The following is a 12,907-nucleotide window of genomic DNA, read 5'->3' on the forward strand; positions in this document are numbered from 1 at the left end:
GCCGCGTTGCGCCGCCGGCGGCGCTTGCGCCATGATCGAAGGCCATCCAGGGAGGAGAGCGAACGATGGTGTTGGTCGAGAATGGCAGCGGGGCAGGCGAGTGAGCATGGACATCGTGCCCGTCTGGAAGAACGTGACCCCGGAGCTGGGTTCGCAGCTGATCGCGATGTGGGCGCGCAACAACGCGCTGCCCGACCCGACCAGGGCGGCCGAGCGCGCGCAGCAGGCAGTGGCCGTGGGCCGGGATGACACCGGCGCGCTGTGGGGTGTCGGTACCGCGGTGCTGGGCATCGTGCCGTCGTTCGGCCAGCCGACCTACCTCTATCGCCAGTTCTTCGACGTCGGCGCGCGCGGGCTGAAGCAGACCATGCCCTTCCTCAACTGCATCCGCGACACGCTGGAGGCCTGGAACGCCTCGCTGCCCAAGCCGGAATCGGTGGGCGTGATGATCGAGCTGCAGAACGACGAGATGGCCGTGCGCTACCAGGACATGTTCGAGGAAGAGGCCAGGGCGCATTTCATCGGCTGGTCGCCGCGTGGACGCCAGCTGCGGATGATGTACTTCAAGGGCGCGAAGATCATGCTGCCGCCGAACGCCGTGCCCCGGCAGCGGCCGCAGCAGGCGTCCGCCTGACGCCGCCTGCGCCTGCTCCGCCTCATGCGGGGCGGAGCAGGCGCAGGCCGAACCAGTCGAGCGGGTCGTTCCATCGGGCGGCCACGCGCAGACCCGCGCCCGCGGCCAGCGCGGTGATGCGCGCATCGGTGTACTTCTGGCTCTGCTCGACGTGCATCTGCTCGCCCGTGGTGAAGTGGAAGCCGCGATCTTCCACCGTGACGGTCTGCTCCCGAAGGCTTTCCAGCGTGGTCACGACGCGGCCCTCTTCAGGCACGTAGCGCGCGCGGTGGGCGAACGCCGCCGGATCGAAATCGCTGCCGACATCGCGGTTGAGCCGGTGCAGCAGGTTCAGGGTGAACTCGGCGGTGACGCCGGCGGCATCGTTGTACGCGGCCTCGATGACCGCGGGATCCTTTTCCAGGTCGATGCCGACCAGCGCGGCACCGTTGCCGCCCATCGTGTCGTGCATCGCCTGCAGCAGCCGCACCGATTCGTCGCGGCCGAAGTTGCCCAGCGTCGAGCCCGGGAAGAACACCAGTACCGACGCCGCAGGGCGCGACGGCTGCGGCAGCCGGACCGGGCGGGTGAAGTCGGCCAGCACCGGCAGCACCTCGACATCGCCGAATTCGCGGTCCAGGCGTTCGGCGCTCGCGGTCAGCGCGGAGCGTGAGATCTCGATGGGGGTATAGGCCACCGGATCTTCCAGCGCGTCGAGCAGCAGCCGTGTCTTGCGGCCGCTGCCACTGCCGTATTCCACCACGTGGGCGCAGGGACCGACGGCGGCGGCGATCTCGTGGCCGAGGTCGGCCAGCAGGGCCAGTTCGACGCGGGTCGGGTAGTACTCGGGCTGGCGGGTGATGGCCTCGAACAGCTCCGAGCCACGGCGGTCGTAGAAATATTTCGACGGCAGGCGCTTGGGCGTCGACGCGAGGCCGCGCAGCACGTCGCCGCTGATGTCGTCCGCGCTGGGATGGAGGTCGGTCAACCTGAGATGGGGGCTCAATCGATGTCCTTGGCGAGGCGCAGGCCGGAAAACTGCCAGCGCGCGTGCGGGGGGAAGAAGTTGCGGTAGCTGGCGCGCGCGTGGCCCCGCGGCGTGGCGCAGCTGCCTCCACGCAGCACCAGCTGGCCGCTCATGAACTTGCCGTTGTATTCGCCCAGCGTACCGGCGAGCGGACGGAAGCCGGGGTAGGGCCCGTAGGCGCTGCGGGTCCATTCCCAGGCGTCGCCGAACAGGCCCAGCGGGGGAAGCGGCGTGACGGCGGGGCGCAGGCCGGCGTGGGCCTCCGTGTCAGGGCGCGCGACGGGGTGCAGCGGCGCATCGGCATCGCTGAAATTCCCTTCCACGGGCAGCCCGGCCGCGGCCGCCTCCCATTCGGCCTCGGTGGGCAGGCGCGCCCCGGCCCAGCGCGCATAGGCATCGGCCTCGTAGAGGCTGAGGTGGCACGCCGGTGCGTGCGGGTCGCGCTCGCGCCAGCCGCCGAGGGTGAATTCGCGCGCGCCGTCCTCGTGCCAGTAGAGCGGCCGCGACCAGCCTTCGTGCTGCACGGTGTCCCAGCCGTCGCTCAGCCACAGGCCCGGCGTCGCGTAGCCCCCGTCGGCGACGAAGGCGGCGAAGCCGGCATTCGATACGGGGCGTTCGGCCAGTGCATGCGCGGGCAGCAGCACGCGATGGCGCGGGGTTTCGTTGTCGTACGCGAAGGGCGCAGCGGCGGCCGGCCAGGGCGGCGCGCCGATCTCGATGATGGCCTCGTCGCGTCGCAGCCAGCGCGGATCGCCATCGGCCGTGGGCGTTCCCGTGCGCGCCCGCGGCGTGGGCAGGTCGCTGCGGTATGCGGGCTGCAGCGGATTGCACCACAGCGCGTGCTTGATGTCGGTCAGCAGCAGTTCCTGGTGCTGCTGCTCGTGGTGGGTGCCGAGCAGCAGCACGTCGCGCGTGGCGGCGTCGAGGCGGCCGTCGTCGAGGCCGCGCAGGATCCGTGCATCGATGGCGTCGCGCCAGGCGAGTACTTCGTGCAGCGAGGGTCTCGAGACCAGGCCACGCTGCGATCGCGCATGGCGTTCGCCGGCACCGACGTAATAGCTGTTGAAGAGGTAGTCCCAGCCTTCGGGGATCGCGGCGGGGTCGTCCAGCACGAAGCGTGCGAAGAACCAGGTGGTGTGCGCCAGGTGCCACTTCGCCGGACTGGTGTCGGGCATGGACTGGAGCTGGGCGTCCTCGGGCGACAGCGGCGCGGCCAACGCGCACGTGCGCGTACGGACGTCCGCATAGCGACGGCGGAGGTCGGATATCGCGTCCGCCGTGGGGGGCGCGAGGGCGTCGGCTGCCGGGAGGGCTGGCATGGGCGCAGGGTAGCGCTGCGCGTGTGAAGCGGGCTTTACGGCAGGGGAGTTCCCGAAGCAAATGGGGGCGGCCTCGCGGCCGCCCCCATCGGTTCCTTATGCGACGTCCGGTTCGCTGAACGCTTCCGGCTCATCCTCGGCCGAGCCGATCGGGATGCAGCTGCAGAACACGTTCTTGTCGCCGTGCACGTTGTCCACGCGCGCCACCGGCGGCCAGTACTTCTGGCGGCGCAGCGAGGGCAGCGGGAACACCGCCAGTTCGCGCGGGTAGGCGTGCGTCCACTCGCTGGCGCTGGCCTGCTCCGCGGTGTGCGGAGCGTGCTTGAGCGGGTTGTCCTCGCGGTCCAGCTTGCCGTCCTCGATCGCGCGGATCTCTTCGCGGATCTGGATCATCGCGTCGATGAAGCGGTCGAGTTCGTGCATCGACTCGCTCTCCGTCGGCTCCACCATCAGCGTGCCCGAGACCGGGAAGCTGAGCGTGGGCGCGTGGAAGCCGAAGTCGATCAAGCGCTTGGCGACGTCCTCGGCACCGACGCCGGTGGCGTCCTTCAACGGGCGCAGGTCGAGGATGCACTCGTGCGCCACCAGACCGTTGCGGCCGGTGTACAGGGTCTTGTAGTGCGACTCGAGGCGCGTGGCGATGTAGTTGGCGTTGAGCAGTGCCACCTGGGTGGCGCGGCGCAGGCCTTCGGCGCCCATCAGCGTGATGTACATCCAGCTGATCGGCAGGATGCTGGCCGAACCGTGGGTGGCCGCGGACACCATGCCCACCTCGCCCGTGCCGCCCAAGGCGCGCGGCAGGAACGGCGCGAGGTGCGACTTCACCGCGCACGGTCCGACACCGGGACCGCCGCCGCCGTGCGGGATGCAGAAGGTCTTGTGCAGGTTGAGGTGGCTGACGTCCGAACCCCACTTGCCGGGGCGGGCGACGCCGCACAGCGCGTTCATGTTCGCGCCGTCGGTGTACACCTGGCCGCCGTGGGCGTGGACGATCTCGCAGATCTCGACCACGTCTTCCTCGAACACGCCGTGCGTGGACGGGTAGGTGATCATGATCGCGGCCAGGCGGTCGCTGTACTTCTCCGCCTTGGCGCGGATGTCCTCGACGTCGACGTTGCCGCTGGCATCGCAGCGCGTCACCACCACCGTCATGCCGCACATCTGCGCCGACGCCGGGTTGGTGCCGTGCGCGGATTCGGGGATCAGGCAGATGTCGCGGTGGCCTTCGCCGCGTGACTCCTGCCAGGCGCGGATCGCGAGCAGGCCGGCGAACTCGCCCTGGGCGCCCGAGTTGGGCTGGAAGCTGACCGCGTCGTAGCCGGTGATCTCCGCAAGCATGTGTTCCAGGCCGTCGATCAGCTCCTTGTAGCCCTCGGTCTGGTCGGCCGGCGCCAGCGGATGGATGTCGGCGAACTCGGGCCAGGTGATCGGGATCATCTCGGCGGTGGCATTGAGCTTCATGGTGCACGAGCCCAGCGGGATCATCGTGCGGTCCATGGCCAGGTCCTTGTCGGCCAGGGCGCGCATGTAGCGCAGCAGCTCGTGCTCGCTGTGGTGGGTGTTGAACACCGGGTGGGTCAGGAACTTCGAGCTGCGCGGCAGCCCCGCCGGCAGCGCGTCGGGCGTCGCGGCGTCGAGCGTGTCGATGTCGTCGATGATGGCGTCGAACAGCTGTGCCAGCGCGACCACTTCGTCGCGCGTGGTGGTCTCGTCCAGGCTGATGCCCACCGACGTGGCATCGATCCGGCGCAGGTTGATTCCGGCCTTCGCCGCCTTGACGTGGATGTCCGCGGCGTCGACGCCGGTGACGTGCAGGGTGTCGAAGAAATCGCCGCCGACCTCGATCCCGCACTTGCGCAGCGAGGCGGCCAGCATCGCGGTCAGGCGGTGCACGCGGCGCGCGATGCGCACCAGGCCGTCGGGGCCATGGTAGACCACGTACATGCTGGCCATCACCGCCAGCAGCACCTGCGCGGTGCAGATGTTGGACGTGGCCTTCTCGCGGCGGATGTGCTGCTCGCGGGTCTGCAGGGTCAGGCGGTAGGCGGGGTTGCCCTCGACGTCGACCGAGACGCCGATCAGGCGGCCCGGCATCTGCCGCTTGAACGCGTCGCGGCAGGCCATGTAGCCCGCATGCGGTCCGCCGAAGCCGAAGGGCACGCCGAAGCGCTGGGTGTTGCCGATGACGATGTCCGCACCCCATTCGCCGGGCGCGGCGATCAGGGTCAGCGCCAGCAGGTCGGCGGCCACGGTCACCACGCCGCCGCGCGCATGCACGGCCTCGGCCACGGCGCGGTAGTCGTGGATGCGGCCGAATGTGTCGGGGTACTGCAGCAGCACGCCGTAGCTGTCGACGGTGGCGGCATCGGCGTCGTCGCCGACGTGCAGCTCGATGTCGAGGCCGCCGGCGCGGGTGCGCAGCACTTCGAGCGTCTGCGGATGCACGTTCTTCGACACGAAGAAGACGTTGGACCTGGACTTCGCCGAGCGCTTGGCCAGGGTCATCGCTTCGGCCGCGGCGGTCGCCTCGTCGAGCAGCGAGGCGTTGGCGATCTCCATGCCGGTCAGGTCGGCCAGCATGGTCTGGAAGTTGATCAGCGCCTCCATGCGGCCCTGCGAGATCTCCGCCTGGTAGGGCGTGTAGGCCGTGTACCAGGCCGGGTTCTCGAGGATGTTGCGCAGGATGACGTTGGGCACGTGGGTGCCGTAGTAGCCTTGGCCGATGAAGCTGCGATGGACGGTGTTGCGCTCGGCGATGCCGCGGATCTTCGCCAGCGCGTCGACCTCGGTCATCGGCGGCGGCAGGGCGAGGGCATCGCCGGAACGGATCGAGCCGGGGACGATGGCGTCGGTCATCGCATCGAGCGATTCGTGGCCGACCACGCGCAGCATCTGCGCGATCTCGTCTTCGTTGGGGCCGATGTGGCGTGAAACGAACGCGTCGTGGTGTTCGAGCGAGCGGAGTGAAGGGGACTTGGACATGGCAGGGACCTCGCGGGCGCGGATGGGCCGCGTGCACGCACGCGGGGCGCCCCTCTGTCCTTTTGCCTGAGAGTTCGGGATGGGGCGCGAGCCCCCATCCATGCACCTTCGGCGCCGGGTTTGACCGGTCTCTCCAGAGTTGTCCCCGTCGGCGGTACGTGGGCCTGAGCGATTACGGGCGTTGCGCCTTCGGCAGCCGGTCCGGTGGACTGGGACGGCTTCTCCCGCTGGAGGGTCTTGCCCGGGGATTATAGCCTGTGGGAGCGGCTACAGCCGCGATTGGCCCGTCGCGGCTATAGCCGCTCCCACGCAGGGTAGCGAGGCAGCCGGTATCCTTGGCGGCCGCCTACCTGCGCCTGCCCATGCCCCCGCATCTGCCCAAATCCACCGGCCGGCTGGCCCTGCTGCTGGCGGGGCTGTCGATGTTCGGCCCGTTCTCGATCGACGCCATCTTCCCGGCCTTCCCGGTGATGGGCGAGGCGCTGGGCGCCGACAAGCTGGCGATGCAGCAGACCATCAGCGTCTACCTGGTGGCCTATGCGCTGATGAGCCTGGTGCACGGCCCGATGTCGGATGCCTTGGGCCGCCGCCGCGTGATCCTGGGCGGCCTGATCGTGTTCATCGGCGCCTCGGTGGGCTGCGCGCTGGCTGACGACCTGTTCACCATGCTCGCGTTCCGCGCGCTGCAGGGCCTGTCCGCGGGCGTGGGCCTGATCGTGGGCCGCGCGGTGATCCGCGACGTGCTCCACGGCGACGACGCCCAGCGCCTGATGAGCCAGGTGTCGATGATCTTCGGCATCGCCCCGGCGATCGCGCCGGTGATCGGCGGCTGGATCCTGGGCTGGGGCCACTGGCACGACATCTTCTGGTTCCTGGTCGGCTTCGGCGTGCTGCTGCTGGCGGCGACCTGGGCCTGGCTGCCCGAAACCCATCCGGTGGAGAATCGCAGCGCGCCGGTGCCGCGGCGGATGCTGCGCGACTACGTGCTGATCCTCGCCAACCGGCGTTTCCAGCGCCTGGCGGTGGCGGGCGCGCTCAACTTCGCGGCGCTGTTCCTGTACATCGCCTCCGCCCCCGCGTTCGTGCTCGACCTGCTGCGGCTCGACGAGCGCAGCTTCGCCTGGTTCTTCGCGCCGATGATCGGCGGGATGATGCTCGGTGCCTTCACCTCCGGGCGCGTGGCCGGGCGGATGTCGCACGTGCTGCAGGTCAACCTGGGCTTCGCCTGCTGCGGCCTGGCGGCGGTGGCCAATGTTGCCTACGGCCTGCTGGTGGACGTGCCCACGGTGCCGTGGGCGGTGCTGCCGGTGGCGCTCAACGCCTTCGGCGTGGCCCTGGTGTTCCCGGTGCTGACGCTCGCCATCCTCGACATGTATCCGCGCCAACGCGGCGCGGCCTCGTCGCTGCAGGCCTTCACCAGCCTGGCGCTCAACGCGGTGGTGGCTGGATTGCTGTCGCCGATGGTCAGCGGATCGACCGCCACGCTCGCGGTGGCCGCCGCGGTGTTCACGTTGGCCGGCTGGCTGGTGTGGCGCCTGGAGCGGTATCGGACCAAGCGCCTGCCTGAGGGGCAGTGCGAGCCGGGAATGCCGGACCCTACCGAACACGTGTAGGTTCCCCGCGTGGCTGCCCCATCCCCCGCTGCGCGGGCAGACGGGGCAGGCCTTGCCTTACTCCGCGGCCGCGACCGGCACGGCGGACGCCTGCCAGCCGCAGGTCTTGCCTTCGTTCTGCTCGATCAGCCACTCCTTCAGCGGCGCGAAGTATTCCAGCACCGCCGAGGCGTCCATGGTCTCGCCGCCGGTGAGCTCCTTCATCGTCTGCTGCCAAGGCTGGCTGTTGCCCTTGGACAGCATCGCCCAGAACTTCTCGCCCGCCGCCTGGTTGCCGGCGAAGGTGCATTCGTTGAGCGGGCCGACGTGGCCGGCGGCGTCGCACAGCGCCTTGTAGAACTGGAACTGGAGCACGTGCGAGAGGAAGTAGCGCGTGTACGGGGTGTTGCCCGGCACGTGGTACTTGGCGCCGGCGTCGAAGAATTCCTCGCCGCGCGCGGTGGCGGGGGCGACGCCCTGGTAGCGCGCCTTCAGGTCCCACCAGGCCTTGTTGTAGTTGTCCGGGGTGATCGTCCCGTCGAACACGCCCCAGCGCCAGCGGTCGATCATCAGGCCGAAGGGCAGGAAGGCGACCTTGGACAGCGCCATGCGCATCTGCGAATTGATCAGCGCCTCCTCGCCGGGCACCTGGCCTTCGACCAGTCCGATCGACTGCAGGTACTGCGGGGTCATCGCCAGCTCGATGGTATCGCCGATGGCCTCGTGGAAGCCGTCGTGCGCGCCGTTCTGGAACAGCGGCGGCAGCTTGCCGTAGGCCAGGTAGTAATAGACGTGGCCGAGCTCGTGGTAGATCGTGGTGAAGTCTTCCTCGTTGGGCTTGATGCACATCTTGGTGCGCACGTCGCTGGCATCGGGGTTCATCTGCCAGGCGCTGGCATGGCAGACCACGTCGCGGTCGCGGGGCTTGATGAACTGGGTCTTCTCCCAATAGCCCTCGGGCAGCGCCGGCATGCCCAGCGAGGTGTAGAACTCCTCGGCCTGGCGGGTCATGGCCTGCGCGTGCTCGAGCTGCGCTCCGCGCGCGACTTCAACCCGGCCGTCGGTTTCAAGCAGCGCGCTTTCGCGCATCAGCCGCTCGTTGAGCGAAGCCTGGTACTGCCGCTCCAGCGCGCCGGTCACGTCCATCTGGCTGGCGTTGGGGTAGGGCGCCACCAGCGACCAGAGGTTGCTCCAGTCCTGCTGCCACATGTTGCCCATCAGGTGCGCGGGCAGCATGCCGTTGATCGAACCCTTGCCCGGATACTCCGCTTCCAGGCGGGTGCGGGTGTAGCAGTGCAGCTGTTCGTAGAGCGGCTCGACCTGGCTCCAGAGGCGGTCGGTTTCGGCGGACAGTTCGGCCGGGGTCATGTCGTAGCCGGCACGCCAGAGCTCGCCGGCATCGGCGAAGCCGAGGTCGCGCGCGCCTTCGTTGACCAGGGTGGCGAAGCGCTCGTAGTCCGCGCGCATCGGCTGCGCGATGGTGTGCCAGCCCTGCCACGCGTCGAGCTGGGCGTCGTAGTCGCGGTCGTTGCGCAGCACGTCCTCGAGCTCGCCGAGCTGGCGGCAGGAGCGCGCGTCGCCTTCGCCGGTGCAGTACTCGCCGCGCGCGTAGATGCCTTCCATCTTCGTGGCCAGGGTGGTGAGCTCCGACAGCTTCGCGGGATCGCGCGGCGGCGGCATCGCAGTGCCGAGCTTCAGCAGGCTGATCGCGCGCTCGGTGGCCGGCGACATCTCCTTGCCCTCGAAGCGGCGCGACTGCTCCACCCACTGCTGGGTACGCGCGAGGAAGCGTTCGTTGCCCTTGGACGCCAGCAGTTCGCTGTCGCCGTTGCTGTAAGTGGCGGCGATCCACTGCGACGCCGTCATCTCCGGCATCAGCTGTGCGAACTCCTCGTTCACGCGGGCGATGAACTCGTCCGCGGTTTCCTTCTCGAGCTGCGCCTGCGACGGCGTGCCGTCGGGGCCGGGCGCGGTGGACGGGCGCGAGCAGGCGGCGAGCAACAGGCTGGCGGCAATGGCGATGGCGATGCGGGTGCGTGGCTTCACTGGTGGATCTCCGGTGGCGCCCGCTCGGGCGCGAAACCCACGCAGGCTAGTAGGCGGGTGGCGCGGCCGCAAGTGGCGGCCGCGTCAGGCCGGGAGCAGGGCGCGCGCCTGCAGCCAGGCGCGGGCGTCCTCGGCGTCGCGTTCGAACCAGGCGCGGGTGGAGCCGAGCCGGAAGCTGTAGCCCCAGGCATCCATGTCGGCCATCAGGCGGTCGCACCCGACGCCGGGCAGGGCATCGGCGAGCACGATCTGCAGGTAGCAGGTGGCGTCTTCTTCAGGTACGGAGTCGGTGGCATCGGTGTGCACGAGCGCGCGGCGCTCGGGCGGCAGCACGATCAGGTGGCAGGCTTCGTGCAGCATGGAATGCACGGGCGTATCGCCGCGCGCGTACACGTGGTTGCCGATGATCCCGGCCTCGGGCTCGCCCCAGTAGCTGCCGGGAATCGGTGCGCCGTCGTCGACGCGTAGCAGTTCGAGCCCGTGCCGCGCAAGCAGCGCGGCGGCATCGCGGAAACCGATGTCGCGCAGCCGCAGCACCTCCGCGGAGGTGCTTTCCCCTGTGGGAGCGGCTATAGCCGCGATGGGGCCACCGGCAATCGCGGCTATAGCCGCTCCCACAGGCCCTGCTTCAACAGGCCCTGCTTCAACGGGCGCGGCCTCCGCTTCCACGGCAGGCTCAGTTGGCCGCGGCCGCGCGCTCGTCGGTCAGGGCCACGCTGATGTCGAGCACGTCGTGGTCGCCATCCTTGATCAGGTCGACCTTGACCGCGTCGACGTCGACGCTGACGTACTTGCGGATGACCTCGAGCAGTTCGCGCTGCAGCAGCGGCAGGTAGTCCGGCGCGCCGCGCGAGCTGCGCTCCTGCGCGACGATGATCCGCAGCCGCTCCTTGGCGATCGATGCGGTGTTCTTCTTCGGCTTCAGGAAATCGAACATGCCCATGCCTCAACCTCCAAACAGCTTGCTGAAGAAACCCTTCTTCTCCAGCTGGATGAAGCGCATCGGTCGCTCCTCGCCCATGATCCGGGCCACGGCGTCGTCATAGGCCTGGCCGGCCTCGGATTCCATGTCCAGGATCACCGGTTCGCCCTTGTTCGAGGCGTTGAGCACGTCGCCCGATTCCGGGATCACGCCCACGGTCTTCAGGCCAAGCACGTCCTCGACGTCGGTGATCGACAGCATTTCGCCATCGCCCACGCGCTGCGGGTTGTAGCGGGTGACCAGCAGGTGCGACTTGATTGGCTCGCCGGCCTCGGCCCTGCGGGTCTTGGAATCGAGCAGGCCGATGATGCGGTCGGAGTCGCGCACCGAGGACACTTCCGGGTTGACCACGACCACCGCCTGGTCGGCGAAGTACATCGCCAGGAACGCGCCCTTCTCGATGCCGGCGGGGGAATCGCAGACGATGTAGTCGAAGCCGTCGGCGTCGAGTTCCTTCAGCACCTTCTCCACGCCGTCGCGGTTGAGCGCGTCCTTGTCGCGCGTCTGCGACGCGGCGAGCACGTACAGGGTCTCGAAACGCTTGTCCTTGATCATGGCCTGCTTGAGCGTGGCCTCGCCCTGGGTGACGTTGACGAAGTCGTACACCACGCGGCGCTCGCAGCCCATGATCAGGTCGAGGTTGCGCAGGCCGACGTCGAAATCGATGACCGCGACCTTCTTGCCGCGCCGCGCCAGGCCGCAGGCCAGGCTCGCGCTGGTGGTTGTCTTGCCGACGCCGCCCTTGCCGGACGTGACTACGATGATCTCGGCCAAAGTCTGTCTCCTGTATGCGCGCTTCAGTCGAGCGCTGCGATTTTCAGCTGGTCGCCATCCAGCCAGACCTGCACGGCCTTGCCGCGGAGGTCCGCGGGGATGTCTTCCAGCACCTTGTAGTGTCCCGCGACGGCCACGAGTTCGGCATGGAACTCGCGGCAGAAGATACGCGCCCGGGTGTTGCCCTGCGCGCCCGCGAGCGCACGCCCGCGCAGTGCGCCGTAAATGTGGATGGAGCCGTCGGCGATGACCTCGGCACCGGCGCCCACGGCGGCCAGCACGGTGAGGTCGCGGTTGTCGGCATAGACCTGCTGGCCCGAGCGCACCGCGGTGGCCTGCATCAGGCCGGGGTCACCGCTGCGCGCGGCAGGCTCGGACGACGCCGAGGTGGCCGGCTTGGCCGAGCGGGGGCGCTCCGCCGCCGACGGCGCGGCCACGGGCGCTTCGGGCGTGGGCGCAGCCTCGGCGGTGGTGCCACCGACGGGTTCGTACTGGGCGCGGAACTTGGCCAGCAGCGGCAGGCCGAGCTCGATCGCCAGCTGTTCGTTATCGCTGTTGCCCCAGGCCAGCGCCACCGGCAGGGCGCCGGCCTCGCGCAGGGCGTCGAGCAGCGCGCGCGCGGTCGCGACGTCGGGCAGCGCGGACAGGCCGCCGAAATCGACCACCACCGCGCCGCGGCCGAACAGCTTGGGCGCGCGCTGTACGCGCTCGCGCATCTCGGCTGCGAGGCGCTCGACGTCGAGGCTGCGGATGCGCAGGTTGGCGATGCCGACCTGGCCGATCTTGAGTTCACCGGCGGGCTCGAAGCTCACGACGGGCGCGCCCTGGGCCTTCGCCATCATCGGGTCCCCGTCGCCAGGCGGGCTTCGTCGGCCGGACGCGGCTGCGTGAGCCAGGGTGCGTCGGGCAGGTCCTCGCCGTAGGTATCGCGGACCCAGCCGTAGCTGCACATTTCCTTGGTCAGCATCGAGGCGCGGATCCCGGTGCCCGGCATCACGTGCTGGCCGACCTCGCGGAAGCCGAAGCTGCCGTGGAAGATGCGCGCGGTGTCGCTGTCGTGCTCGACGAACACCTCGCAGGCCAGGACCGGGTAGCGGAGCTCGGCATAACCCTGCACGTCGGCATAGATCGTGCGGCCCACGCCACCGCCGCGGCGGCGGCTGGCGACGACCACGCGGTCGATGTACATGAAGTCCGGGTGGCGCGCGGCGAACCAGTCGAAATTGCTGCTGTCATGGCCGCGGCGCGAGCCGAAGCCGACCAGGAAGCCGGCCAGGGTGCCGTCGCGCTCGGCGACGCGGAAATAATCGGCAGTGTCGAAGAACTGGCGCAGTCGGGCCGAATCCAGCGGCAGGATGGAAGGACCGGCGGCATTGTTCAGGGCAAGGACGGAATCCAGCTCGTGCTCGCGCACGTCGCGGACAACAATCGACATTCCAGACTCCGTGGTGTGGCCAATGACGCCAACGTGGCGCGCGCGGGGCCGGGGCCAGCGCGTCGCGGTCGTCGACTGCGAGCCATTATCGCATGGCCCCGTCGCGGCCGGCGACTGCATGCATGACTTCCGGACCG

The 12,907-nt window shown here is 69.4% G+C and carries 11 protein-coding genes and 2 riboswitches; of the genes, 2 read left to right on the plus strand and 9 right to left on the minus strand.

The genetic code is table 11. The annotated features are described in order from the left end of the window. The first annotated feature begins 106 nt into the window (after positions 1-106). Positions 107-634, plus strand: a complete 528-nt coding sequence (locus tag ACW5F0_RS00300) for a hypothetical protein (protein ID WP_456964055.1) — start codon at positions 107-109, stop codon at positions 632-634. A 22-nt stretch (positions 635-656) separates the two neighbouring features. On the opposite strand, the gene egtD is transcribed toward ACW5F0_RS00300, so the two are convergent. From egtD to gcvP, 3 genes are all read right to left on the minus strand, one after another. Further along, positions 657-1,619 (minus strand): L-histidine N(alpha)-methyltransferase, encoded by a 963-nt coding sequence (egtD, locus tag ACW5F0_RS00305; protein WP_456964056.1) that lies wholly within the window; start codon positions 1,617-1,619, stop codon positions 657-659. After that, positions 1,616-2,959, minus strand: a complete 1,344-nt coding sequence (gene egtB / locus ACW5F0_RS00310) for an ergothioneine biosynthesis protein EgtB (RefSeq protein ID WP_456964057.1) — start codon at positions 2,957-2,959, stop codon at positions 1,616-1,618. Before egtB ends, egtD begins: the two co-directional genes overlap by 4 nt. A 96-nt stretch (positions 2,960-3,055) precedes the next feature. Beyond that, complete coding sequence (gcvP, locus tag ACW5F0_RS00315) at positions 3,056-5,941, minus strand: aminomethyl-transferring glycine dehydrogenase (protein WP_456964058.1); 2,886 nt, start codon at positions 5,939-5,941, stop codon at positions 3,056-3,058. 49 nt (positions 5,942-5,990) lie between these two features. Continuing rightward, a riboswitch (glycine riboswitch) is annotated at positions 5,991-6,083 on the minus strand. After that, positions 6,084-6,178: riboswitch (glycine riboswitch) on the minus strand. A 125-nt stretch (positions 6,179-6,303) separates the two neighbouring features. On the opposite strand from gcvP, the gene ACW5F0_RS00320 reads away from it, so the two are divergent. Then, the gene (locus tag ACW5F0_RS00320; protein WP_456964059.1) at positions 6,304-7,554 is read left to right on the plus strand and encodes a multidrug effflux MFS transporter; all 1,251 of its coding nucleotides are present in this window, start codon (positions 6,304-6,306) and stop codon (positions 7,552-7,554) included. A gap of 57 nt (positions 7,555-7,611) precedes the next feature. Here the strand turns inward: ACW5F0_RS00320 and ACW5F0_RS00325 are convergent, their stop codons facing one another. The 6 genes from ACW5F0_RS00325 to ACW5F0_RS00350 all read right to left on the minus strand — a co-directional run bounded on the left by ACW5F0_RS00325 (position 7,612) and on the right by ACW5F0_RS00350 (position 12,770). Continuing rightward, the gene (locus ACW5F0_RS00325; protein ID WP_456998788.1) at positions 7,612-9,579 is read right to left on the minus strand and encodes a M2 family metallopeptidase; all 1,968 of its coding nucleotides are present in this window, start codon (positions 9,577-9,579) and stop codon (positions 7,612-7,614) included. An 84-nt stretch (positions 9,580-9,663) separates the two neighbouring features. Beyond that, a complete protein-coding gene (locus ACW5F0_RS00330) occupies positions 9,664-10,152 on the minus strand; it encodes a hypothetical protein (protein WP_456965227.1) in 489 nt (162 codons plus the stop codon). A gap of 103 nt (positions 10,153-10,255) precedes the next feature. Continuing rightward, on the minus strand, positions 10,256-10,522 hold the full coding sequence (gene minE / locus ACW5F0_RS00335) for a cell division topological specificity factor MinE (RefSeq protein ID WP_456964061.1): 267 nt from the start codon (positions 10,520-10,522) through the stop codon (positions 10,256-10,258). Between the two features lie 3 nt (positions 10,523-10,525). Beyond that, a complete protein-coding gene (gene minD, locus ACW5F0_RS00340) occupies positions 10,526-11,335 on the minus strand; it encodes a septum site-determining protein MinD (protein WP_456964062.1) in 810 nt (269 codons plus the stop codon). A gap of 23 nt (positions 11,336-11,358) precedes the next feature. Next, positions 11,359-12,174 carry a septum site-determining protein MinC gene (minC, locus tag ACW5F0_RS00345; protein ID WP_456964063.1) on the minus strand — a complete coding sequence of 272 codons (816 nt, stop codon included), beginning with the start codon at positions 12,172-12,174 and terminating at the stop codon, positions 11,359-11,361. Continuing rightward, positions 12,174-12,770, minus strand: a complete 597-nt coding sequence (locus tag ACW5F0_RS00350; protein ID WP_456964064.1) for a GNAT family N-acetyltransferase — start codon at positions 12,768-12,770, stop codon at positions 12,174-12,176. Before ACW5F0_RS00350 ends, minC begins: the two co-directional genes overlap by 1 nt. Positions 12,771-12,907 lie beyond the last annotated feature (137 nt).

This window comes from Luteimonas sp. A534 (genome assembly GCF_054072805.1).